Origin of the sequence: Pseudobacter ginsenosidimutans (assembly GCF_007970185.1) — a bacterium.
In the GTDB taxonomy this organism is placed as follows: Bacteria; Bacteroidota; Bacteroidia; order Chitinophagales; family Chitinophagaceae; genus Pseudobacter; species Pseudobacter ginsenosidimutans.
In genome coordinates, this window is the sequence record NZ_CP042431.1 from 5,192,898 (window position 1) to 5,218,980 (window position 26,083).

12 protein-coding genes are annotated in these 26,083 nt (G+C 50.2%); 6 read left to right on the forward strand and 6 right to left on the reverse strand.

Annotation, left to right across the window (positions count from 1 at the left end; translation table 11 throughout):
• Positions 1-36: 36 nt before the first annotated feature.
• From FSB84_RS20455 to FSB84_RS20470, 4 genes are all read right to left on the reverse strand, one after another.
• The gene (locus FSB84_RS20455; RefSeq protein ID WP_130539737.1) at positions 37-3,423 is read right to left on the reverse strand and encodes a glycosyltransferase family 117 protein; all 3,387 of its coding nucleotides are present in this window, start codon (positions 3,421-3,423) and stop codon (positions 37-39) included.
• 634 nt (positions 3,424-4,057) lie between these two features.
• A complete protein-coding gene (locus FSB84_RS20460) occupies positions 4,058-4,873 on the reverse strand; it encodes an SAM hydrolase/SAM-dependent halogenase family protein (RefSeq protein ID WP_130539738.1) in 816 nt (271 codons plus the stop codon).
• A 15-nt stretch (positions 4,874-4,888) separates the two neighbouring features.
• Positions 4,889-5,695 carry an SDR family oxidoreductase gene (locus FSB84_RS20465; protein ID WP_130539739.1) on the reverse strand — a complete coding sequence of 269 codons (807 nt, stop codon included), beginning with the start codon at positions 5,693-5,695 and terminating at the stop codon, positions 4,889-4,891.
• A 91-nt stretch (positions 5,696-5,786) separates the two neighbouring features.
• The gene (locus tag FSB84_RS20470) at positions 5,787-6,335 is read right to left on the reverse strand and encodes an HdeD family acid-resistance protein (protein WP_130539740.1); all 549 of its coding nucleotides are present in this window, start codon (positions 6,333-6,335) and stop codon (positions 5,787-5,789) included.
• 480 nt (positions 6,336-6,815) lie between these two features.
• On the opposite strand from FSB84_RS20470, the gene FSB84_RS20475 reads away from it, so the two are divergent.
• From FSB84_RS20475 to FSB84_RS20495, 5 genes are all read left to right on the forward strand, one after another.
• Positions 6,816-9,170 (forward strand): CBM96 family carbohydrate-binding protein, encoded by a 2,355-nt coding sequence (locus FSB84_RS20475; RefSeq protein WP_130539741.1) that lies wholly within the window; start codon positions 6,816-6,818, stop codon positions 9,168-9,170.
• 38 nt (positions 9,171-9,208) lie between these two features.
• Positions 9,209-12,526 (forward strand): CBM96 family carbohydrate-binding protein, encoded by a 3,318-nt coding sequence (locus tag FSB84_RS20480; RefSeq protein ID WP_130539742.1) that lies wholly within the window; start codon positions 9,209-9,211, stop codon positions 12,524-12,526.
• Positions 12,527-12,596: 70 nt separating this feature from the next.
• A complete protein-coding gene (locus FSB84_RS20485) occupies positions 12,597-17,252 on the forward strand; it encodes a CBM96 family carbohydrate-binding protein (protein WP_158644027.1) in 4,656 nt (1,551 codons plus the stop codon).
• Between the two features lie 75 nt (positions 17,253-17,327).
• The gene (locus FSB84_RS20490) at positions 17,328-20,255 is read left to right on the forward strand and encodes a cellulase family glycosylhydrolase (RefSeq protein WP_130539744.1); all 2,928 of its coding nucleotides are present in this window, start codon (positions 17,328-17,330) and stop codon (positions 20,253-20,255) included.
• Positions 20,256-20,721: 466 nt separating this feature from the next.
• Positions 20,722-21,525, forward strand: coding sequence for a hypothetical protein (locus FSB84_RS20495; RefSeq protein ID WP_130539745.1), 804 nt, complete (start codon positions 20,722-20,724; stop codon positions 21,523-21,525).
• A gap of 2 nt (positions 21,526-21,527) precedes the next feature.
• On the opposite strand, the gene FSB84_RS20500 is transcribed toward FSB84_RS20495, so the two are convergent.
• The gene (locus FSB84_RS20500) at positions 21,528-22,766 is read right to left on the reverse strand and encodes an NAD(P)/FAD-dependent oxidoreductase (RefSeq protein ID WP_130539746.1); all 1,239 of its coding nucleotides are present in this window, start codon (positions 22,764-22,766) and stop codon (positions 21,528-21,530) included.
• 116 nt (positions 22,767-22,882) lie between these two features.
• Between FSB84_RS20500 and FSB84_RS20505 the strand changes: the two genes are divergently transcribed.
• Positions 22,883-24,586 (forward strand): glycoside hydrolase family 28 protein, encoded by a 1,704-nt coding sequence (locus FSB84_RS20505; protein WP_130539747.1) that lies wholly within the window; start codon positions 22,883-22,885, stop codon positions 24,584-24,586.
• A 96-nt stretch (positions 24,587-24,682) separates the two neighbouring features.
• On the opposite strand, the gene FSB84_RS20510 is transcribed toward FSB84_RS20505, so the two are convergent.
• On the reverse strand, positions 24,683-26,056 hold the full coding sequence (locus tag FSB84_RS20510; RefSeq protein ID WP_130539748.1) for a TlpA family protein disulfide reductase: 1,374 nt from the start codon (positions 26,054-26,056) through the stop codon (positions 24,683-24,685).
• Positions 26,057-26,083 lie beyond the last annotated feature (27 nt).

Genomic DNA, 26,083 nt, shown 5'->3' on the forward strand with positions numbered 1-26,083 from the left:
GCTGGCGGACCGTTCCTCTTTTACATTTATTGAAACCTATGGTTTGGTTGTATCGATAACCGGTTTCTCAGGAGTGCTCAGGCTATCGGGTGCGAGTTCGGCGCTACCGCCTTTGCCGCCTGGTTTGAATTGCTTCTCCCATTCTCCGATCTGGTTCAGCATCTGGAATGAGGAGAGGATGTCATTGGCGAAATCGAATTGTTTGTCTGACAGGTTACCGCCTCTGCCATTCATGATAGCGGCTGCTTCCATGGCCAGTTTTTCGTTTGGCATTGCATCGCCGAGTGAGCGGTAGTAAGACATCTGCTGTTCCAGGTCACGTTTCAGTGATTTGGAAACTTTATCGGCCAGTGTCCAGTCTTCTGAGCGGAGGGCCGCCAGGAGGAAGGTCATGCTGACACGGTTGTGGAAATTGCCCCTGTTGCTGGTGAAGCCATAGGGAAGGTTTTCCTGCAATACGTTCTTGTCGTATTTGTTTAGAACATTGCGGGCAGAGTCTTTCTTCCCGTTTTCTGCGAGATGCAATCCGAGGAACGCATGTGCCTGACGGATGCTGTTGAGGTGTCTGCGGTTCTCTTCGTCGAAGTAAACACCGGGTCTTTCAGCACCGCCGTATACGAATTTCTCCATCACGTTCTTGTAGCTGTCGTCTACGCCTATCTGTGAGTTCTCGATGGGCACCAGTCTGTAGGAGAGGCCTTCCATGCGTGCATATTTTTCGAGGCCCAGGTCTTCCAGTTCCTGTGTGGAAGTGAAGTAGATGGGGCGTTTCCAGTTATTGGCAGCGATCAGCGCCAGTACAGCGAGATCATTCTTGTAGAGGTAGCTCTTCTTGATATCCAGTTTCAGTTCGCTCACGATGCTGTCGCCGGGATTGAGTTTGAGGGCTTTCCTTGCGGCTTCCACATCAACGGGGATGCTCACTTTATTGGAAGGAAGGATGTTGGCCCTGGACTCTTCGTCCATCTGCATGCTGGTGTTGGGAGCATCGCTGGCGGTAACATTCTTCAGTACTGTATAGAGATCATAGTATTGATTGGGATCATATCCTGTGAGGAGGTTGTTGTAACCACCGCGACGGAGATAGTCAGCCGTGAATGTGATATCGCGTTTGCTGCCCTGGATCTGGTCAGGTGTAAAGATCACATCCATTGCAGGGCTTTCGTTCACTTTATACCTGAGCTGGTTGATGTACCAGTCGGTACCCAGGAGGCTGTAGTTCACAACGCGGAGGTCTTTGCGGATGCCTTCCACTTCCTGTGTGTACCAGAGGGGATAGGTATCATTATCACCGAAGGAGATGAGAAGTGCATTGGGGGCGCAGCTTTCAAGGTAGTCTTTACCGAGATCGCGGGCCAGCACTTTCTTGCTGCGGTCGTGATCATCCCATTCCTGCGATGCCATCAATACGGGAACTGCCAGCAGTGTTGCACCGAAGGCAATATAACCGGCAACATCAGGCGAAAGGAATTTTTGCAGTTTTTCTTTCACCCAGAGAACGCCGAGACCGATCCACACAGCGAAAGCGTAGAATGATCCTACATATGCGTAATCACGCTCACGGGGCTGGTAGCCGCTCTGGTTGAGGTAGATCACGATGGCGAAACCGGTGAAGAAGAAAAGGAGGAAGTTCACCAGGAAATCCCTTCTGGTCTTGTTCAGCTGGAATATGAATCCAACCACACCCAGGAGGAAGGGCAGGAGGAAGAGTTTGTTATTGGCTTTGTTTTCGGAGCCTGCTGTTGCGGGCAGCACATCTGGCGTACTATGTCCGAAAAGCTTATCGATAAAGGTGATGCCACTGTTCCAGTTTCCGTCGCGGATATTGCCGAAGCCCTGGAGGTCGTTCTGTTTACCGGCGAAGTTCCACATGAAGTAGCGCCAGTACATCCAGCGGAACTGGTAATCCGCGAAGTAGCGGATATTGTTCCCGAAAGTGGGTTGCTGGCCTTCCATCATACCACCGAATGCGCGGTACACGTATTCCTGGTTACGTTCATTGCCGTTATCGTACATACGCGGGAAGATATGCGGTCCGATCTTGCTCACATCCCAGTCAGGATGTTGCTGCTGGAGTGCATCGAGATCGCGTTGCTCGGGTTGAGCGCCATAATCCTGTTTGCGATTCTTTCCAACCACTTCGTATTTATCTTCTCCTTTCGCATATTGGTCACCGGTAACTACATACGGCGGGCGGTATACGAAATCAGGACCATAAAGAATGGGCCAGTCGCCATACTGATCACGGCTCAGGTATCCTGTCAGACTCACCGGATTGTCTACATTATACATGTCAACTGATGGGTTGGCAGTAGAGCGAACCAGTGTGGTGAAATAAGTGGAGTAACCGAGGATCACGAAGATGGTGCTCCATACGCCGATCTTCAGGAAAGACCCGATACGTTCTTTATTGTAATAGCAAAGGGCTACCACGCCACCCAGCAGCAGGAGGAGGAGGAAGAAGGTTCCGCCGGATTTGATGAAGGGGAAGCAGAATAAAAGAATGATAGCGCAAAGCCATACGGGGAAGAGTGTGAATTTCCTGATGCTGGCATCGTTGAAACGCAGGCCTGCAATCAACAGCAGGGCCAGCAATGCGAAGTAAACGCCGAAGCCAACAAAGAACGGAGCTCCCATTTCATTCACGAAGAAGATATCGAAGGAGCCTGCGCCTCTGATAGACCATTGGATCACTACCACCTGAACGATACCTGTGAGAACACAGCCGATCAGGAAGGCGAAGAACGTGCCCCATTGGGAAACCTTATAGCGTTTGAAATAATAAACGAGAACGATGGCGGGGATGGTCAACAGGTTCAGCAAGTGAACGCCGATAGACAGACCCATCATGAAGAATATGAAGATGATCCATCGGTCTGCGCGTGAGAACTTGTGGCCATCGGTCTTGCTTTCGAGGTCCACTTCATGCTCCCATTTAAGGATGGCCCAGAAAACGATGGCAGTGAAGAAGGAGGAGAGGGCATATACCTCACCTTCCACAGCGCTGTACCAGAATGAATCGGAGAAAGTATAAGCGAGTGCGCCAACAACACCGGCAGCCATCACGATGAACAGCTGGCCTTTGTCCAGCAGCTCAGCGCCTTTCTGCACGATCTTACGAGCAAAGTGTGTGATGGTCCAGAAGAGGAAGAGGATGGTGAAACCACTGGCGATCGCATTCATGAAGTTCACGCCCCTTGCGGCAGATGTGGGGTCGTCGCCAAAAAGGATGATGAAGAATCTTCCCAGGAGCACAAAGAGGGGGGCGCCCGGTGGGTGGGGGATCTGTAATTTATAAGCACTGGAAACAAACTCACCGCAGTCCCAGAAACTGCCGGTAGCCTCCATGGTCATAATATACACAGTGCAGGCAATCAAACAGACTATCCAACCTACTATGTTATTTACCCGGTTGAAATTCATAATGGATTAATTTTTAAAAAACTTGGGCAAATATAGGGTTTCTCGCGTGCTGGCAAAATGGGGCTGGAAAACAAACCACCGCATTTGGATGTTTTTTGAGCTTTGGGTTGGTTGGGTTGGGCGGTGGTAACTGAGCCGGGCTTTTTCGCTTTTGTTTTCAAGGCGCATTTTGCCAGCATGCTCGAAACCATGGGCCCCCGAATGTGCAACAGGAGCTACCCCGAATGCGGCTTTGAAATGATCAGGTGATTGTTGAGATAAATTCCTGAATGCTTTGAAGTTCTTTTTAGTGGCACTTCACCGATGCCAACAGAAGCATCTCATATACCTCAAAAAAATATCTGTTGCCATTACTCCCGCTGACGCACTCTTACCCCATCTCTCCCCAACTATCAGACGGATGGTCTTCTTTGAATAGTAGCAGAACTCCTGCATACTTCAGGTGCCCTGGCGCAAACGGCGGTATGGAATCAGCGGCCTTGAAAACATAAGCGAAGGAGCCCGGCCCACCTGCCACCGCCCAATCTCACCAATCCACAGCTGAACAATAATCCTCCCGCGCTGGTTTGTTTTCCAGCCGCGTTCCATACCGCCTTTGCGCCCCCATTAAACCTAATTATCATCAGAGTGACTGCTATTCAAAGAAGATCCGGACGGTCTGATAAAACAGCCTGTTCTGCATGGAGGCGCTTTGCTCGGTGAATCCCTGAAGACCGAAGAGGCCGGCGGCATTGCCTTTGTTGATGGCGATCTCGAGATAGCCGGCAGAGTTGAAGATGGCGAGTTTTTCGCCTTCGGGCACGTCTGCGTAGGTTTCGCTGACGGTGGAGATCGTTTCGTTCCGTTTGAATACGATCTTGAAGCTGCGGCCGCGGCGCTGCATTTCAAATTGCTCGCGGGTCACATTAACGATGATGTTCTCGAAATTGTCGATGAAGATGATCTGTCCTTCTATCCAGTTCTCGCCGAGGAGTGGGCGCAGGTGATTTTTTTCGGTGAAGCTCACATCGGGGATACCGATATGCTGGAGGCTGGTGCCATTGAGCAGTTCCTGGATGGCTTCTCCCATTATGCGGGCGCAGTAGAGAGTGTTCTTGATGGCGGAACGGCTGAGCTGGAGGCCGATCACCATTTCGGGTTTGTCTTCCAGGATCATGGTGAGAAGGCCGTTGTCTGCACAGAGAATGTACTGGTCGTTGTGGTAGGCCAGCAGCAGTTGCTCGGGTTTCTTCTCAAAAAGGTTGACGAGCAGGATATGATAAGATAGAGGAGGGAAGTTTTTGATGGCATTACGGCAAACGTAGGCGGCCTGGGGAAGATTGAAAGGGGAGATGGTATGTGAAATATCCACCAGGTTGAACTGTGGGTTCACCTGTAACAGTTGTCCTTTCACCGCCCCCACGAGGTAATCCTGCTGACCTATATCAGATGTGAGGGTGATGATAGCCATTTACTGAGGGTAATTTTATTTGACCAGGTCTCCGTTTTTGTAAAAGAATTTATGCACCAGTTTGTCGGCCAGTGAAGGGAAGAAGCGATTCATGAACACGGTTCGTTTACCGGTTCCTGTGAGAACGAGTGTGCGCTTTCTTTTTTCAACGGCCCTGAGGATATGCTGGGCACATTCTTCGGCAGTCATCATCTTTCCTTCTTCCATGGAAGATTCGCCCTGGGGCTGACCGTCCTGGTTAAGGGCAACATGGCGTATGTTGGAGGCCGTGAAACCCGGACAAACCCACATCACGTGTACGCCTGTTTCCAGCATTTCGGTGCGAAGGGCTTCCATCCAGCCCTGGAGGGCGAATTTGGAAGCGGAGTAGCCGGTCCTGCCCGGGAGTCCGCGATAGCCGGCGATGGAGCTCACACCCACAATAGTGCCTTTCCGCTCCAGGAGGGAGGGCAATGCAAACTTGGTACAGTATACGGAGCCATAGAAATTGATGTCCATCACTTTCCTTAGCACGTCCAGGTCCATATCCTTGAACAGGGCCCGCATGCTGATGCCGGCATTATTGATGAGGATATCGATACCACCGAAGGTTTTGATGGTGGATTCGATAAAACGTTTGGCGTCGTTCTCTTTGGAGATATCGCAGGTCATGGTATGCAGCAATACATTGGTGTGCTGCATCTGGAGGGTATACAGTTTGTCGTGATTGCGGCCGCAGGTGGCTACGCGTGCGCCCTGATCGATGAATGCTTCTACCAGCGCTCTGCCTATTCCATCGCTACCGCCTGTGATGACTACTACCTTATCTTTAAAAAACGACATGACCTTTGTTTATATCACAAAAATAGGGAATGGATAGCAGATTGCCGCTATGAAAGTGTTGAATACCATAACGTGATCGTTCAGGGTATCTTTACCTGACCACCTGACCTTTCCGCTGTTTCAGTTTGATGCCAAGGTAGATGAGCATGATACCGAAGATCAGCGCGTAGATGCCGAAGATCATGGTGAGAGTGAGGGCTCCGGCGATGGGGTTCACCAGGATGAGGATGCCGAAGATCACGGTGAGCAGGCCGCCAACAATGTACCAGCCTTCGCCCCTGATCTCCTTGCGCAGCCTGATGGCGATCACGATCTCGATGATGCCCGCCACAATCACCCAGAAAGAGATAAGATAGAGCAGGGCCAGTGCAGTGGCGAATGGATTGTAAAATGTGATGATGCCTACCAGCAGGCTGAAGATGCCCGATGCCAGGTACCAGCCCCAGGCGTCAAGCGTTTTGCGGGCATTAATGGCTGCCACGATGCTGAAGATACCATCGATGAGCAGGTAAGCCCCCAGGAAAATGATGAGGGTGGTAAAAGTTACGCCCGGCATGAATAAGGCCATCAGGCCCAGGATCACGCCAAATATGCCCCTCAGCAGGAACAACCACCAGTATTCACTGAAAAATCGGTTCATGATTAATCCGTTTGATGATAGAATGGAATTGTTGAATGAGATCAACCGGAAGGGAATGGGGAAGAGGAACTTACAGGGCGAAGTGATGAATAAATTTACGGGTTGACCACGTAAATGCCAAATCCATTTAGTTTGTTTACTACTGGTACTGCGGCTTTCCACATATCCGCGTTGAGCATATCCCTCACCGTTAGTATCCCATCTATTTGCTAATATAGCTTAGTAGTCTGTTAATCTCTCTGACGCAGGTACAGGAATAAATTATTTATTTCACGTATACCGTTGCAGGTAATTTCTGTTCCGGACAACACTCCTCTGGTGTTATCTGCCCGGCTGTTCCATGAAGTTTATTGTGATTGGCGCATTTCCTGATGCACCCTGTTCCAGTAGCAACTCCCCGACTATTAAGCCTATTCCGTGGGCGCCTGCCATTATTGGCAGGAAGTGACGCCATGAATACTCACAATTAAACTTTATCAGATGAAACATCTTTACATTGCTGCTATTACACTATTGCTCACCGTTAGTACCACTGCATTAAAGGCACAGGTGACGCTTAGCGCCAACGGATCTGCGGATACGTATGCGCTCATCGAATCAAAAGGATTTGGTGTTGAGAATCCCGATTGCCAGCATACTACTTTCGGGCAGCACGTAACCCAGATCTTCGACAACACTCTCAACAAGTATGTTTTCGTTTTTCACAGTCATCATATCCTGGATAACGACCGCTGCACCAATGAAGACAGGGTGAGGATGGAGATCAAAGGCGGCAACGGCTCACCGGCTGACCTGCAGCATACCAGCGGGCAGACTGCTTATTATCGCTGGAAATTCAAGCTGGATGCAGGCTTCAAACCGAGCAGCCGATTTACGCATATCTTCCAGATCAAGGCCATAGATGGGGATGCGGGTGCTCCGCTGATCACCATCACACCCCGCGCAGGCAGCCCGGAAAAAATGCAGATCATCCATAGTTCAGGCTCCGGCTCAGGTGGACTGGGTACTGTGCACCAGGTTGACCTGGCTCCGTTCAAAGGAGAATGGGTGGAAGCCTATATGAAATATAAAAGCTCCGAAGGAAGCGGAGGTAGTTTCGAGATCACGTTGAAAAGACTTTCAGACGGAGTCACACTGCTCAGCTATAGCAATGCAAGCCTGGATATGTGGCGCGAAGGTGCTTCCTACAATCGTCCCAAATGGGGCGTATACCGCGGAAAGGATGCTGTGCTGCGCGATGAGCAGGTCCGCTTTGCTGATTTCTGTGTTACGGAAAGCAGTGCCAGCCTTTGTCCCAGCGATATCGGCAATACCAATCAGCCCCCTGTGGTCAGCATTTCTTCTCCTTCCAATAATGCCAGCTTTGCAGCACCGGCCAATATAACCATCAACGCAACAGCCGACGATAGCGATGGCAGTGTAAGCAATGTGGAATTCTTCAACGGAGCCACAAAGCTCGGAGAAGCTACATCATCTCCCTACACCTATACCTGGAACAATGTAGCCGCGGGTAGTTATGTGCTCACGGCAAAAGCAACCGATAATGGTAATGCCGTTACCACTTCCACAGCAGTGAACATCTCTGTAACGCCGCCTCCGGGTTGCGATCCGGTTACAGCCAGTGGTGATGACGGCAATGTGCCGGCAAATGTGTTGGACAATAACCTCAGCACAAGATGGTCTGCCAGCGGAGACGGACAATGGATCCAGTTCTGCCTGGGCAGTTCGCCAGTGTCCGTGTCGGGCGTTCAGATAGCTTTCTACAATGGCAATACGCGCACTTCCACTTTCGATGTACTGGTAGGCAATGATGGCATTAGCTGGACTACAGCAGCCTCCGGACGCGTGAGCAGCGGCACATCCACAGCGCTGGAAACTTTCAGCTTCACTCCGGTAACGGGTAAGTATGTACGAATTGTGGGCCATGGCAATAGTGTGAATGCCTGGAACAGTTATACCGAAGTAAAGATACAAACGGCAACAGGCGGCGGACAAACCTATACGCTCAATCCCGTGGCCGATGCCTATGTGCGCGATGGAAGCAATGCCTCCATTACACATGGCACTACAGACAGTACTTTGCTGATCACCAAGGTATCGCCATCAGGCCAGCTCAACAATGCACGGGAAGCTTATCTGCGCTTCAATCTTTCGCAGGTGAGCGGCACCGTTACAAGTGCAACGCTCCGCGTCTATGGCAAAATAGATGGCACTACAACTCCCAGTGTTCCTGTAGCTGTATTTCCCTGCTCCAATACCAGCTGGACGGAGAATGCGATCACCTGGAACAACAAACCTGCTGCAGGAAGCACAGGGCTGGACACCACTACTGTCACCAATACCGCCTATGTTTATTTCAACTGGGATATCACAAATTATGTTGCCACTGAACTGGCGGCCAGCCGCAGCAATATCTCCCTGGTATTGAAAAGCCTTGCCGCGCATGATCCACGCATCTTCTTCAATTCCTCAGAAGCTGCAGCCAATCCGCCGCAACTGGTGGTAACCGTTAGTGATGAGGAAGAAGCCCGCCAGGCTCCCAAAACACTCGTGATGCCGTTGGTGGAAAATCAACAAAGCCGTCAGGCCAGCATTCGCATGCTGCCCAATCCATTCAGGCAATCAGGCACTATTCAGTTCCATCTTCCTGAAGCCGGACAAACCAGCGTGGTGGTATATGATCTGATGGGAAGGGAAGTGGCAAAACTGGTGAATGCTCAATTACCGGCAGGTGATCATCGCGTGCCCTTCCATGCCAAAGGCAATAGCGGCGTGTTCATCCTGAAACTGGTGCACAATGGAAAAACTGTAACAGCTAAAATACAGCAGGATTAACCCTCCTGCTTTCTTCTCTTTCTAAAATAGAATGCCACATGAAAAAAACATCAGCCCGGTCTTTATTCAGTAAAAAGCTACAGTTCAGAAAGATGATACTGTTGCTGCTATGCATCACCGTTATGCTGGGTGCAAATGCCGCCACCATTACAGTGTCTTCTCTGAGTGCGCTTCAAACAGCTATCAACAATGCCAGTCCCGGTGATGTGATCATTCTCAGTAATGGTGTGTACACTACTACTGCGGATATCACCATCAGCAAGCAGGGAACGGCATCACAGCCCATCACCATCCAGGCCCAATCCATATTGGGTGCGGAGATCAAGGGCTCCTTCGGCTTTGCAGTGAACAGTCCTGCCCAGTATGTGATCATCAAAGGATTCAAATTCACACATGCTGCATCACAGGCCACCATGGCCAGCGGAACCAGTTTCATCCGCTGGACGCAAAACCTTTTCCAGAACACCGGCGATGGTGATTATCTCCTGCTCAATGGTAACGATCACCAGGTTGATTACAATACTTTCCAGAACAAGACAGGCCTGGGGAAATTCATCATTGTGAGAGGAACGGGCAGCCAGATCGCGCAACGCCTCTGGGTGCATCATAATTATTTCTCCAATCAGCCTCAGCAGTCGGGCAACGGAAATGAAACCATTCAATTCGGATTGAGTGGCTACAGCATGAGCAGCACCAACAGTATATTCGAATACAATCTATTCGAGAATTGCGCCGGCGAGAATGAGCTGCTTTCAGTGAAAGCTTCAAGGCTGGTGATCCGCTTCAATACCGTGCGGGATTGCCCGGCACAGCTTACGCTGCGTCATGGCAATTTCTGTGAAGTGTATGGCAACTATTTTATCAATACACCAGGTCTCCGCATTTTTGGCGATGACCATAAGATCTACAGCAATCACTATGAAAGCTGCAGTGTGGCTATCAATATAGGAAACGGCGATGGTGAAGTGGCGGATGGCGATGCATTAACGGTGCATGACAGACCTGATCGTTGTTTCATTGTGTACAATACACTTGTGAACAACACTGCCAATTACAGGATGGACGGAAGAACCAATGGATTGGGCGCTACCAATACAACATTCGCCAACAATATCATCCAGGGCGGAGGCGCTGCGGCCACCATCGGCGGGCCGAATACCGGTGCAGTGTGGAGTAATAATATTATCTACCAGACCAGTGGGGCAGGGGCGATGCCATCCGGTAGTTACACTACCGTGAATCCTTTGCTGGCCCGCGACGCCACGGGCACTTTCCATTTGCAAAGCGGAAGTCCTGCTATCAATGCAGGTACAGGATCTTATTCCTGGGCCAATAAGGATATGGATGGACAATCAAGAACAGGCAGTTTCGATATAGGCGCAGATGAAGTGTCTGCTGCCACTGTAACGGCGCAGATCTTATCGCCATCGATGGTGGGGCCGAATGCCGGTACGCCTCCTGTTGGTGGATGCGATCCGGTTTCTGCAAGTGGTGATGATGGTAATGTGGCAGGCAATGTACTGGACAATGATCTGAACACCCGCTGGTCTGCCAGCGGCGATGGCCAGTGGATCCAGTTCTGCCTGGGGGATACAGTTGCCGTTTCTGCTGTGAAGATCGCGTTCTACAATGGTAATGTACGTGCTTCCCTTTTCGATCTTCAGGTGAGCAATAACGGTAGCAGCTGGACCAATGTGGCTACCGGGCTTCAAAGCAGCGGTACTTCCACTGCGCTGGAAACATTTTCTTTCACTCAGGTACAAACGAAATACGTTCGCATACTCGGTCATGGTAATACTGTGAATGCCTGGAACAGTTATACCGAAGTGGTGATTGTTCAGCAAACCAATAATGCACCAACGGTGAGCATCAGCTCACCGGCCAATAATGCAGGCTTTACGGCGCCTGCAACTGTTGGGATCACTGCTGTTGCTGCGGACAGTGACGGCACCATCTCCAAAGTTGAATTCTTCAACGGTGCTACCAAACTGGGAGAAGCGCTCTCATCCCCCTATACATTCAACTGGAGCAATGTTGCTGCAGGAAATTATGTGCTTACTGCAAAAGCAACGGATAATGGAAATGCCAGCACCACCAGCGCTGCGGTGAATATCAGCGTGGCTGCGGCTCCGGCCTGCGCGCCGGTTTCCGCCAGCGCGGATGATGGCAATATCCCTGCCAATGTACTGGATAATGATCTGAACACCCGCTGGTCCGCCACTGGCGATGGTCAGTGGATCCAGTTCTGCCTGAATGATACGGTATCTGTTACAGGAGTACAGATCGCGTTCTTCAGTGGCGATGTTCGCACTTCCACTTTTGATGTGCTGGTAGGGAATAATGGATCAACCTGGACAACCGCTGCATCAGGTCGTGTCAGCAGCGGCACTTCAACGGCACTGGAAACATTCAGCTTCACTCCTGTAACAGGGAAGTATGTACGAATTGTGGGGCATGGTAACAGTGTGAATGCCTGGAACAGTTATACCGAAGTGAAAATACAAACAGGTAACGGCGGTGCACAAACGTTTACGCTTGCACCTGAAGCGGATGCTTATGTGCGCGATGGCACCAATGGCGATATCACCCATGGTACTACTGACGGCTCATTGCTGATCACAAAGCTGTCTCCGGCCGGTCAACTCAACAATGCCCGCGAATCATATCTCCGTTTTGACCTTACATCAGTGAGCGGCACTGTTTCATCAGCCACCCTGCGTGTGTACGGTAAGATCGATCTCACCACTGTTCCATCTGTGCCAATTGGTGTGTACGCTGTATCCAATACCACCTGGAATGAATCCACGCTTACCTGGAACAATAAACCCGCTTCAGGTACAGGGCTTGACACCAATACTGTTACCAATACAGCCTATGCATATATCACATTCGATGTAACCAGTTACGTGCAGAGTGAGCTGGCGGCATCGCGCATCAAACTCAGCTTTGCGATGAAAAGCCTTACGGCCCACGATCCGCGCGTGTTCTGGAATTCAAAGGAAGCTGGATCCAATCCACCTCAACTGGTGGTGCAAACAGCAGAAAGCCTGGTAACCAATGCTGCGCCAATATCATTGCAGGCAGAGCATAAACCGGAACTGCGTTCATCCATCTTCGCATATCCCAACCCGTTCCGCGCCAGCAGTAAGATCACATTCCGTGTGCAGCAATCGGGAAATACGGAACTCACGGTGTTCGATATCCAGGGAAGAAGGGTGGCTGTGCTGGTGAATGGTTATTTGTCGGCAGGTGAGCACAGAACACAATTCACACCTCCGGCAGGCGCCAAAGGTATTTACCTGTTACGGCTGGTGAATGGCGGTAAAGCTGTCACCCATCGCATCGTTCAGGAATAAGAAAACAAACCTGGCTTGTATGCCAATGGCATGCAGCTATATACAAGAGCTCCATTTAAACCTATCTTATATGAAAGAACAGAACCAACCAAAAACCTGGCGGCTGCTGATGCTTTGCTGCCTTGTATTCCTGATGTTGTTCCGGCACGCGCAGGCACAAACATTACCTTCCAACTTCACGCGCGTGCAGGTGGCCACAGGGCTTACCAGTCCAACTGCCATGGCATTCACACCGGATAATCGAATTCTTGTTTGTCAGAAAGGAGGACAGCTTCGGGTGATCAAGAACGGTAGCCTGCTGAGTACTCCGGCCATTTCACTCTCCGTGAATACCAGTGGCGAACGCGGCCTGATTGGTGTGGCCGTGGATCCCAATTTCGCTACCAACAATTATATCTATCTCCATTACACCCACACTTCTGGTCCACATAACAGGGTAAGCCGTTTCACGCTTGGTTCCAATGATCTCGCCACCGGCGAAACAGCCCTCCTTGATCTGCCAACGCTCAGCGGTATCTATCATAACGGGGGCGGACTTGCCTTCGGACTGGATGGAAAACTGTTTGTGGCAGTAGGAGAGAACCAGGTGGGATCGAATTCCCAGAACCTGGACAATTACCTCGGCAAGATCCTGCGCATCAATACAGACGGATCTGTGCCGGCTGGCAATCCATTCACCGGAAACGCAGCCCGGAGCCGCATCTGGGCATATGGTCTCCGTAATCCTTTCACCATTGCTGTAGATCCCGTGAGCGGAAGATTACTGGTGAACGATGTAGGTAATGCTACCTGGGAAGAGATCAACGATGCTACTTCAGGTGGACAGAATTTCGGATGGCCCACCAAAGAAGGCATGTGTACCAGCGGCTGTTCCGGCTTTGTGAATCCGCTGTATGTATATGCCACCAACCGGACCGATCCGCCACCTAACGGTCAGGGTTGTGCGATCAATGGCGGCACTTTCTTCAATGGCGCTATCAGTAATTATCCTTCCACCTATAACGGGAAATATTTTTTCCTGGATTATTGCGGCGCCTGGATCGATTATATCACACCTTCCGGCGGCGCCAGCAGAACGGGTTTTGCTTCAGGTTTGAGTGCAGACAATGCAGGTATCAAACAAGGGCCTGATGGTAACCTGTACTACCTGCGCATCGGCAATAATACATTGTACAAGATCGTATATGCCGGTGGAACCTCTGCACCGATTATCACTACACAGCCTGCCAATACAGTAGCGCCCGCAGGTGGCAATGCCAGTTTCTCTGTAACAGCCACCGGTAACCCGGCGCCCACTTATCAATGGCGCAAAGGCACTACCAATATTTCAGGTGCTACCAGCGCCACCTATACCATCAGCAATGTACAGGCCGGCAATGCCGGTACTTACAATGTTGTTGTAACCAATAGTGTGGGCAGTGTTACCAGTAACAATGCCACGCTCACGGTGAGTCAGCCACCCACCGCTACTATCACCAGTCCGGCAAACGGTACGCAGTTCAGGTCCGGTGACCAGATCAATTTCTCCGGTACGGGATCGGATCCGGAAGATGGCGCTATCCCGGTTGCGAAATACAAATGGTGGATAGCCTTCCACCATGCAACGCATACGCATCCTGGTCCACAAGTGCCCAATGGTGTGGCTGCTGCTTCCTTTGTGGCAGACCTTGCGGGTCATAATGAAACAAATATCTGGTATCGTATATACCTCTCCGTTGAGGATTCGCAGGGAGTGATCGATACGGCATATGTGGAAGTATTCCCCATTACTTCCAATCTTACACTGGCCACCAATCCGGCAGGCTTGCAGGTAACGCTGGATGCAGTACCATTCACAGCTCCCTACACAACAGAAGCTGTATCAGGAATGGCCAGGAGTATTTCAGCCGTTTCTCCGCAAACCCTGAATGGGGTCACTTATGTATATGATCACTGGAGCCAGGGTGGCAATGCATCGCAGACTGTAACGCTGGGTGATAACGATGTTACTTTAACGGCGCATTATCGCGTAGCGCCTGCACCTACCAATCTAACGCCCACGCATGATGCTTATGTAAGGGATGGAACCAATGCCGCCATTACACATGGCACCACGGATCCAACTTTGCTGATCACCAAAGTATCGCCGGCTGGTCAGGTGAATAATGCGCGCGAGACTTATCTTATGTTCGATGCTGCCAGCATTACGGGCAATATCGATAATGTTACACTCAAAGTTTATGGAAAAGTGGACGGCACAGCAGTTCCTTCAGTACTTACCGGAGTGTACTCCGTTGCCAATACTACCTGGACTGAAAGCGCCATCACCTGGAACAATAAACCCGCAACCGGTACAACAGAACTGGCTACAGCGGCGGTAGGCAATACAAACTACTCCTATATCAATTTCGATGTTACCAGTTATGTGAAGAGCGAGATCGCAGCAGGCAGAACCAAAGTGGCATTCGCCCTGAAGAGCCTTGTGGCTCACGATCCGCGCGTATTCTGGAATTCAAAAGAGTTCGGCAGCAATGCGCCGCAATTGAGTTTCATCACGCAGGGCGGTAACAGCAGTCCAACAGTGAGCATCACATCACCCGCCAGCGGAGCCAGTTTCACGGCGCCGGCCAGCATCACTATCAATGCTACTGCCAATGATGCCGATGGTAATGTGACCCTCGTGGAGTTCTTCAATGGCACTACCAAACTGGGAGAAGATAATACGGCTCCTTATACCTTCACCTGGAACAATGTGCCGCAGGGCGCTTACAGTCTCACGGCAAAAGCAACGGACGACAGCAGCGCTACTACCACCTCTCCTGTTGTAAGCATTACTGTAGGAGCTGCGCCTCCCTGCGATCCGGTAACAGCCAGCGGAGATGATGGCAATGTGGCTGCCAATGTACTGGACAATGACCTCAACACACGCTGGTCAGCCAGTGGAGATGGTCAATGGATCCAGTTCTGCCTGGGCAATATTGTGCCTGTATCAGGCGTACGCATCGCATTCTACAATGGCAATGTACGTGCTTCCCTTTTCGATATTCAGGTGAGCAATAACGGTAGTAGCTGGACAAATGTAGCAACAGGACTGCAAAGCAGCGGCACCAGCACAGCGCTGGAGACATTCAGCTTTGCAACTGTTCAAACGAAATATCTTCGCATCCTCGGTCATGGTAATACCGTGAACGCATGGAACAGTTATACGGAAGTGCAGATCGTGCAACAACAGAGCAATCTGCCTCCGACTGTAAGCATCACTTCTCCGGTCAACAATGCCAGCTTCACCGCGCCGGCTTCAGTTACTATCACAGCCAATGCGGCCGATAGCGATGGCACTGTTTCCAAAGTTGAATTCTTCAACGGCGCCACCAAACTGGGTGAAGCCACTGCGGTTCCCTATACTTATACCTGGAACAATGTAGCTGCCGGAAATTATGTGCTCACTGCAAAAGCAACGGATAACGGTACTGCCAGCACCACCAGTTCTCCAATTAATATCAGTGTGGCGGCAGCGCCTTCCTGCACGCCGGTTACAGCAAGTTCAGATGATGGCAATGTACCTGCAAATGTGCTGGACAATGATTTCAATACACGCTGGTCTGCCAGTGGTGACGGGCAATGGATCCAATTCTGTCTTGAAACTCCCGCTTCCGTTACCGGTGTGCAGATCGCATTCCATAGCGGTAATGTGCGCACCTCTACATTCGATGTGCTGGTGGGCAATGATGGCAGTAACTGGACCACCGCTGCCTCCGGCCGCGTAAGCAGCGGAACCAGCACTGCGCTGGAAACATTCACCTTCACACCGGTGAGTGGTAAATACGTTCGTATTGTTGGGCACGGTAACAGTGTGAATCTCTGGAACAGTTATACCGAAGTGAGGATCCAGACAGGATCCGGTTCCGGCGGCACTTTCACCCTGACCCCTGAAGCCGATGCCTACGTACGGGATGGCACAAACGCTGCTATCACCCATGGCACTACCGATCCAACATTGCTGATCACCAAACTATCGCCGTCAGGGCAGCTCAACAATGCACGTGAATCTTACCTGCGTTTCGATCTGTCCACCGTAAGTGGAAATGTGAACTCGGCTACACTTCGTGTTTATGGAAAACTGGACCTCACTACGGTGCCCAGTGTGCCTGTAACAGTGTATGCAGTAGCCAATACAACCTGGAGTGAATCTGCGCTTACCTGGAACAATAAACCTGCTACCGGTGCTGCGCTGGATACCAGCACAGTCACCAATGCAGCTTATGGCTATATCACCTGGGATGTAACCAGCTATGTGCAAAGCGAACTGGGTGCATCGCGCAGCAAGGTCAGCTTAGCGCTGAAGAGCCTGACTGCCCACGATCCGCGCGTGTTCTGGAATTCCAAAGAGTTTGGCAGCAACCCGCCGCGGTTGGTGGTGCAAACCAATACAGGTCAGCAAAGCCTGGTGAACCGTCCGCTTACCGTTGAAATGGATAAACCGGCAGTAGCTAAACTCAAGCTGGCTGCATTGCCCAATCCGTTCCGCGGCAACAGCACCATCACCTTCCACCTGGAAAAAGCATCACAGACCAATGTGACTGTGTTCGACATTACAGGAAGGAGAGTGGCTGTGCTGGTGAACAACAGGCTGAGTGCCGGAAATCACAGGGTGATCTTCAATTCAGGCGCCAATACAGCAGGAATATATATCGTACATGTGACTATCGATGGAAAAGTCACAACAAAGAAGCTGCTCAGAGAATAAGCAGTCAATCACAATAAGCAGGGCCTTTCCAGGTCCTGCTCTTTTGTTTTTATTAAACCTTCAATACACATCCTCATGAAAAAGTTTACACTGTTTTTCTATGGTTGCGTTATGCTGCTCCTGGCAGGCTTCCATAACGCAAAGGCGCAAACGCCCGTGCAACAGAATGGACAATTACAGGTGATCGGGTTGAAACTTTGTAACCAGTATGGCAATCCCATTCAGTTGCGTGGTATGAGCACGCATGGTCTGCAATGGTACGGGCTAGGCGATTGTATCACCGATGCATCGCTGGATGCGCTGGCCAATGATTGGGAGGCGGATATCCTCCGTATCTCGCTCTATGTACAGGAAGGCGGCTATGATACCGATCCTGCCGGCTTTACACAGATGGTGAGCACCATCATCGATAAGGTGACGGCCCGTGGCATGTATGCACTGGTAGACTGGCACCAGCTTACACCCGGTGACCCCAATGCCAATCTTGCCAAGGCAAAGACTTTCTTCACTGCCATTGCCAATGCACATAAGAACAAGAACAATATCCTGTATGATATCTGTAACGAGCCCAATAACGTGAGCTGGTCTGCTATCAGGAATTATGCCAATGAACTGATCCCTGTGATCCGCGCCATCGATGTAGATGCGCCCATCCTGATCGGTACTCATGGCTGGGCTTCTTTTGGTGTTTCATCCGGCGGCTCGGCGCAGGACATCCTCAATAATCCGGTGAACCATTCCAATATCATGTACACCTTTCACTTTTATGCAGCCAGTCATGGCACCAGTTACCTGAATGAATTGAGCTGGGCTGCAGACAGGATGCCGGTATTTGTAACGGAGTTCGGAACACAGGAAGCATCGGGTGATGGCGGAAACAATTTTATCAGGAGTCAGCAGTATCTCGATCTGATGCGGACAAAAAAGATCAGCTGGTGTAACTGGAATTATTCTGATGATAGCCGCAGCGGAGCGGTGTGGACTTCCGGCACCTGCTCGAATGGGCCGTGGACAGTTGCCCGCCTCAAACCTGCCGGCGCCTGGGTTCGCGAGCGTATCAAATCTCCGGCCGATGATTTCCCGGGTGGCAGTAATCCCAATCCCCCTTGTCTGCCTGTAGCTGCCAGTGGCGATGACGGCAATGTGCCGGCCAATGTGCTGGACAATGATCTGAATACAAGATGGTCTGCCAGTGGCGATGGTCAGTGGATCTCCTTCTGCCTGGGCGACACAGTGGGCGTGTCTGGTGTGCAGATCGCATTCTATAACGGTAACGTACGTGCGTCGTTATTCGATGTACAATACAGTCTCGATGGCAGCAGCTGGCTCAATGCCTCCGTTGGAAGACAAAGCAGTGGCGCCGGCACTGCACTGGAAACATTCAACTTTACTCCTGTGCAGGCAAAATGGATACGCATCCTGGGGCATGGCAATACCGTGAATGCCTGGAACAGCTACACGGAAGTGAAAGTGCAGCAACAACAGGGGAATATTGCTCCAACAGTGAGTATTACCTCGCCCGCCAATAATGCCAGCTTTACTGCGCCGGCATCGGTTGTGATCAATGCAAATGCTGCTGATGCAGATGGTACTGTTACCAAAGTGGAATTTTTCAATGGAGCTACTAAGCTGGGCGAAGCCAGTTCATCTCCCTATTCATATACATGGAATAATGTATCAGCAGGAAATTATCTGCTCACAGCAAAAGCAACTGATAACAGTAATGCCACCACTACTTCTGCAGCCGTGAATATCAGTGTGGCTGCGCCTCCATCCTGTTCGCCGGTTACGGCCAGTGCCGATGATGGTAATGTGCCTGCCAATGTGCTGGACAATGATCTCAATACACGCTGGTCTGCCAGTGGTGATGGACAATGGATCCAGTTCTGTCTGGGTACTGATCCTGTTTCAGTAACAGGCGTGCAGATCGCCTTCTACAATGGCAATGTTCGTGCTTCCACTTTTGATGTGCTGGTGGGTAATGATGGAAATACCTGGACTACCGCTGCCTCCGACCGTGTAAGCAGTGGAACCAGCACGGCGCTGGAAACATTCAGCTTTACACCTTTGAGTGGCAAATACGTTCGAATTGTTGGTCATGGTAACAGCGTGAATCTCTGGAACAGTTATACCGAAGTGAAGATACAGACAGGTTCAGGCAGTGGTGGTTCATTCACACTCATACCTGAAGCAGATGCTTACGTACGGGATGGCACAAACGCAGCCATCACGCATGGTACAACCGATCCAACATTACTGATCACGAAACTCTCACCTTCAGGGCAGCTCAACAATGCAAGGGAATCTTATCTGCGTTTCGATCTTTCTTCCGTTAATGGAAATGTCAGCTCGGCCACACTTCGTGTATATGGAAAGATCGATCTCACTACTGTGCCCAGTGTGCCCATTGGCGTGTATGCCGTGGCCAGCACAACCTGGAGTGAATCCGCGCTCACCTGGGACAATAAGCCGGTTTCTGGTGCAGGGCTGGATACAAATACGGTTACCAATTCAGCCTATGCGTATATTACGTTTGATGTTACCGGTTATGTGCAGAGCGAACTGGCTGCGTCTCGCAATAAAGTCAGCTTTGCGATGAAAAGCCTTACAGCTCACGATCCCCGCGTGTTCTGGAATTCCAAAGAGTTCGGCAGTAATCCGCCGCAACTGGTAGTGCAAACGAGCACCGGCCAGCAGGCAGTGGCGGATCGTCCGCTTACTGTTGAACTGGATGCGCCGGCAGCAGAGCGCTTGAGATTTGCTGTATTCCCGAATCCGTTCCGCGGCAACAGCACTATCACATTCCATCTCGATAAAGCCTCGCAAACCAATCTGACGGTGTACGATATCACCGGAAGGAGGGTAGCGGTGCTGGTGAACAAAGTATTGAGTGCAGGTAGTCACAAAGTAATGTTCAGTCCGGAAGCGAATGCACATGGCGTGTATATCCTTCGCATGGATATAGATGGAAAGACCTTTACGAAGAAGCTGGTAAAAGAATAATCGAATTGACTTTTGATAAGTAAAAGAGGGCCCGCAAGGGTCCTCTTTTTTACATTTCTACTTTTCCATTTTTTGCGTATATTTATTCAAGCGACAGCCTACACTACTATCCGGCCAGGCTGAGAGCCGGAAAAATTACCTCATAAAACTTACAGTGCTTGCTTTCTGATGGAGCAATCCCCCTTGCATCCGGGGAACCTCATGGATCCTCATATTACCATCTGAAGGCGCTTGGAGAAGCAGTGCTCCCGTATAGAGCGCTGGCTGCATCTCTGTTTACTGCATCCATTCAAATCCCTCTGCGTAACACGGGTTAAAGTCCCGAACGGCCTTGTATTGCTGCAACCTGCATGCGTTGCCTCCTGCTTTTGCTGCTGCAAATGCAACAGGAATTCCCATGCATTACCGGTGATGCATAGCTGCCCATCATGCAACTGATCATTTCACATTAACCTTAACCTAAGGAATGAAACCTTTTATCCTTGTTGCATTGCTGTGTGTATTATGCAGCAGCCAACCCTCACGCAATGATTTATCACCGGAAGATTTCGGAGCCTACCTGGTTACTGACCAGAATGGTAAACGGGAAATTGTAATCAGATCGAATTATTATGTAACCGAAGGTAAACCCGATGACCTCAAGGCCGCAAAACTCGGAATCGATTTCTGGAATAACCTGAGCGGTCAATTCATATTATTGGAAATGGACAGTACAGGTAAACTGACTGATGAATACCTGCCAATAAGATTTGAATTGAAAATTGAAACCTGCAATGACCCTTTGAGCACTCAAAAGCTCAATGACTCATTGGGACGAAACAAGATCCCCGGAGCTGTTATTCTCAATACATTTCTCCTGGTGGATACCATCGAAAATGATGTGGATGGCTGCAGGGTAAAAAATCCTGGTATTTCGGCAGGCCTCACCTGCAAAGCATCATTTACGAGGGTGAAATTACACTACAAGGACAGTGTAAAGGTGATTGCCCATGAAATCGGCCATACGCTTGGACTTCTGGATATGGAAAGGAAAGAAGCCCTGATGCACGAAGATACAAGCGGTGGAATTGAGTTGTACGAATTCGAGATACGGAAGATCCTGGATCACGCTTATGGTTTCAAGGCGAACTGGTTCCGGAATCACTTCGATCCTTCTATTCCCGAAGGAGATATTGTGCATATATCTGCAAGAGACCGGGACTGGCAGCCCTGCAGTTCTGAATTCCTGAAAAGCAAGCCGCAAAAGGATAAAAAAAGAAAACGGAAATAATACTACCGATTGAAAAGCAGTTTCAGATAGAAAACAGGACTGGCCAGTTTTTTTCTCACATCCACTTCATAGAACATGCAGGAAACCAGGTCCCTCAACTGCCTGTTCTTAGTGGCCATTTTCATCAGGAAATTGAACAGCCAACGGTATCTTACCAGTTTTTGCAAACGATGGCTCAGGCTCAATTCCGCGCCCAGCACACGATACACATGATCAGTGTAGGAAGCCAGGGCATCAGCGGAAAAATCATTTGCCTGAATGGCATCCCTGGCATGTTCTGCTGCGATCCTGCCTGTATACAATGCATTGCCGATGCCTTCACCTGTGAACGGATCTATCAGGTAAGCAGCATCTCCGGTGAGCAGGTATCGCTCCCCCGCGAGGGGACGGCGCTTGCTGCCTAACGGTAATCCATATCCTTCAATTGGGCTGATAGCGCTGGCATCCCTGAATCGCTCCTTCAGAACAGGATCTTCCTGTATAGTGGTCTGCAATAATTGTTTGAGGTTCACTTTCTTCTTTTTCACTGCGCTGCTGATCATATCCAGCCCTACATTGGCCTCTCCATTGGGCAGCGGGAATATCCAGAGATAGCCGGGCAATAAGGGTTTAAGGAAATGAAGCTCGATGAAATTATCCTTGTGCATGCCCGTTACATTCCTGTAATACGCTCTCACACCTGCGGCATGATGTGCAGGCTCGATAGTAAAATTGGCCACATGCCTGGTGAAGGATGAATGCGCTCCATTGGCCACAATCACCAGTTTCGCCTTGATATGCAATGAGCCTCCGGCTTCGGAGAGCAGGTAGCCATCATCTTCCAGTTTATACTGATCTATGGATACACCTTCAATGAAACTGATCTCGGGCCTTCTTTTGATCTCATCCACCAGGAACTGATCGAAGCTGATGCGCTTGCAAACGAAACCGATGGGCGCATCTTCCTCTGTGTTGTATTGGGGCTTGTAAGGAACGTCCATGCTTACACCACCCGGAGAAACGAATGTTACGCCCCAGCTATTGATCTTGTCTGTATACTGTTGCAATCTTTCTGCAATGGAAGGATCGATGCGGGTAAGTGCAGTGATCACTTTACCACTGAGGCCATCGCCACAGACTTTGTCGCGCGGGAAAAATGCCTTGTCCACTATCACAGAGTGAATGCCGTATTGTGCCAATTGCAATGCTGCTGCAGCCCCGGCAGGGCCTGCGCCGATAATACAAACTGTGGTTTCTGTCATCCGTCCGGGTGTAAGAACATTAAAAATATCCACCTCCGGCCGCTTTGCCAAAATAACTTATTGGAATGCCAGCATCAGGGGAATGAATTCATGTAGATTTATGAAAACCTGGAATCATGAAAAACGAAAATCCTGACCCGATCACACGCCGGCAATTGCTGGGAAAGATCACAGTTCCTGCATTGTCTCTGGCAGGGCTTTCTGCCATCAGCACATATGCCGTTGCCAATGAATACCCGCCGAAAACGCAGGCTGCATCTCATCTTCCCCCCACTGCATTTCCGGTTTACAATGTGCGTGACTATGGCGCCAAAGGAGACGGCACAACAAACGACAGCGCTGCCTTGCAGGCCGCCATCGATGCATGCCATCAGCAAAACGGCGGCATCGTGCTGGTGCCGGCAGGAGATTTCATGATCGGTACGGTGCAATTGAGATCTTTTGTGACCCTGCACCTGGCTCCCAAAGCCAGATTGCTGGGAAGTACATTGAAAAGCGATTACAAAGCGGGCGAAGGAATCCCTCCGGGTAACGGGAATATGGTATTGCTCTTTGCCGCCAATGCGGAAAGGATCAGCGTAGAAGGGCAGGGCGCCATCGATGGCAGTGGCGCAGCTTTCAACAATGGAAGGGGAGATGGCACCGGTCCTGGTGGAACACCCGGTAATATGGACCGCCCGCATTTACTGATCCTCTACAAATGCAAACATGTGCTGGTGCGCGATGCCTTTCTCACCAACAGCGCTTATCATTGCTTCCGCATTTTACATTGCAGCAACGTACAGATCCATGGTGTACGCATCCATAACCGGGTAAACCGCAATAACGACGGTTTCCATTTCAACGACTCTTCCTATGTACATATCTCCAACTGCGATATTGCCTGCCAGGACGATGCCTGCGCACTTTTCGGCAGCAACCAGTTTGTGACGGTCACCAATTGCACTTTCAGTACGCGCTGGTCCATCTTCCGCTTTGGTGGCGGCAAATCCCAGAATATCACCGTCACCAATTGCGTGATCATGGAGTCATATGGCTGCCCTGTCAAGATCAGTACGGGAAGAGGACAACTGGAGAATTTCATCTTTTCCAATATCATCATGCGGAATGTGACAGGTCCTATCGGCATCGGTTTCAGCGGAACGTCACGGAATAATAACAATAATAATACGCCGGCCTCTGAACCATCTTTTGTAAGGAATATCCAGTTCAGCAATATACAGGCAACAGTGGTCACCAGGCCGGTAGACCATCCTGAGATCCCGTTCGTGGTAAAGCCATTCCCGGGCGAAGACAATAGCTGCATCACATTAAATGCGATGAATGATGTATACCTGGAGAACATCCGGTTCTCGGACATACATATCAGTTATGCAGGCGGCGGAACGGCTGCGCAGGCTGCCAAAAGAGAGATCCCTGCTGTGGCTTCAGAGTATTTTGGCGTATGGGGAACGGAACCCTATGGCCCTCCGGCTTACGGACTTTATGCGAGGAATGTGAAAGGACTGACCATACAAAATGTACGTTTCGAATTTCAGCAAAAGGACCTCAGACCAGCTGTGGTGATGGATAATGTGCAGGATGCCTATATCAGCGGATTGCAGGTGATGGCGGATAAAGAGGGAGAATCCGTGTTGAGGCTGATCGATTGTAAAGAGATATTCCTTTCGGCTGCGCGCCTGCTGAATCCTGCGAAAGTATTCCTGCAGCTGGAAGGAAAGAATTGTGAAGCGATAACATTGCAGGGTGGTGAGTTGAGAAAGGCCGAAAAACAAATTGCCTTTACCCGTGGTGCTGATAAGAAAGCTATAACGGGCTGATCAAAAATCGGGGCCGCCTGTCCGGCACTGCTTCACAGGCAAGCCCCTTACTGAAACCAAAACTGCATCTGCTATGTAGCGGATGCAGTGGGATGATCACAAATATTGTTCAATCAGTTTTTTCAGATCGGGTGTGCTGGGGCGCGGTGCATCCACAGACACGATATTACCGGCTTTGTCGAACACCATGAAGCGGGGAATGCCAGGGATCTTGTAATAGCTGATCACTGATTTGCCGGAAGGATCATAGAGCTGAACGCCGTCCAGTTCCTTTTCTGCAACAAATTGTTTCCATTTTTCCTTATCAGCTTCCTTGTCTGTGCTGATGCTGACGAACACCACATCTTTACCTTTCATTTCTTCTGTGAGCGTTTTCAGATGAGGGATCTCGGCTTTGCAGGGACCGCACCAGGTAGCCCAAACATCTACAACCACTATCTTTCCTGCGAGTGATTTCAGGCTCACTTTTTTGTTGTTGATGTCAGCAAGATCGAAATTATAGCCAGGTGCGCCCTTCTGGTATTTCACCAGTTTTTCCATGGCTTCTTCTTTCATTGCCAATTGTCTTTCTGTTTTCAGGAACTGCCCATACTTGTCAACGTTAGTCAGCACTTCTTCAAATGAATTGGCGCGAACGAGTCGTCTGGCAACCAAATCACCTTTGAGGGTATCGTTGGTAACCTGTTCCAGCGTGAAGTCGAATATTTTTTCTCTTTCAGGCATCTGAGTGGCCTGTAACATTTTGAAGGTAGTGAAGCTGCTGATAAAATCCTGTCCTTCTCCAAGTGCGTAGATCCTTGTTGTGTTCAGGATACCGGACTTGCTGATATTTTGATAGTAGGCGGGGTATTCTGTTTTTTGGGGATGTATGGTCCTGGGTTGCAGGAGGAACATCACAGCCATCGATTGCATATCGGCATCAACAGTGAAGCGAAGCAGCTCATTGAACGATTTGTTCGGACTGCTGATCTTCTTTTTGAATGCTTCGGCTTTGGGCAGCATTGCTTCGAGCATGGGGAAGAAACTGCGATAAGTGCCGGTATCTGCCATGCGGCGGTATTGGGGATTGTCGTTGAACATTCCCCGGCTCATTGCGCGCAGGGGAGCGCGCAGTGTTTCCCATTCCAGCAGCAATTTACTTTCTGCAGAAGCATTGTTCACCTGGTAGCCGGAATCTGTTACCAGCAGGTTGAGCTTTGCTCCGGGCGACAGGTAAATGCGAAAACCACCTCTCTGGGGATCATTGCCGAGATAATAGAAGCCTGTTTTGGCTGCGGGCAATTGAAAGGCGAAATGATTGCCTGCGCTGAGTTTGGTTTTGGCGAACTCCTCGCGTTCTCCATCTTTTACTTCGTATAAGGATACGGCAACAGCTTTAGTCTTATTGTAAACTCCCTGCACAATAGCGGGTGCCTGCTGTGCTGCAGCCGCAAAGGGGAACAGCAAAGGCAGGAAAAAATGTTTTTTCATGAATGATGATCATTTTCTGAATGAGAG

Coding starts and splice junctions, on each gene's coding strand:
- FSB84_RS20455 (WP_130539737.1), bottom strand. CDS start 3,423: ATGAATTTCAACCGGGTAAATAACATAGTAGGTTGGATAGTCTGTTTG.
- FSB84_RS20460 (WP_130539738.1), bottom strand. CDS start 4,873: ATGGCTATCATCACCCTCACATCTGATATAGGTCAGCAGGATTACCTC.
- FSB84_RS20465 (WP_130539739.1), bottom strand. CDS start 5,695: ATGTCGTTTTTTAAAGATAAGGTAGTAGTCATCACAGGCGGTAGCGAT.
- FSB84_RS20470 (WP_130539740.1), bottom strand. CDS start 6,335: ATGAACCGATTTTTCAGTGAATACTGGTGGTTGTTCCTGCTGAGGGGC.
- FSB84_RS20475 (WP_130539741.1), top strand. CDS start 6,816: ATGAAACATCTTTACATTGCTGCTATTACACTATTGCTCACCGTTAGT.
- FSB84_RS20480 (WP_130539742.1), top strand. CDS start 9,209: ATGAAAAAAACATCAGCCCGGTCTTTATTCAGTAAAAAGCTACAGTTC.
- FSB84_RS20485 (WP_158644027.1), top strand. CDS start 12,597: ATGAAAGAACAGAACCAACCAAAAACCTGGCGGCTGCTGATGCTTTGC.
- FSB84_RS20490 (WP_130539744.1), top strand. CDS start 17,328: ATGAAAAAGTTTACACTGTTTTTCTATGGTTGCGTTATGCTGCTCCTG.
- FSB84_RS20495 (WP_130539745.1), top strand. CDS start 20,722: ATGAAACCTTTTATCCTTGTTGCATTGCTGTGTGTATTATGCAGCAGC.
- FSB84_RS20500 (WP_130539746.1), bottom strand. CDS start 22,766: ATGACAGAAACCACAGTTTGTATTATCGGCGCAGGCCCTGCCGGGGCT.
- FSB84_RS20505 (WP_130539747.1), top strand. CDS start 22,883: ATGAAAAACGAAAATCCTGACCCGATCACACGCCGGCAATTGCTGGGA.
- FSB84_RS20510 (WP_130539748.1), bottom strand. CDS start 26,056: ATGAAAAAACATTTTTTCCTGCCTTTGCTGTTCCCCTTTGCGGCTGCA.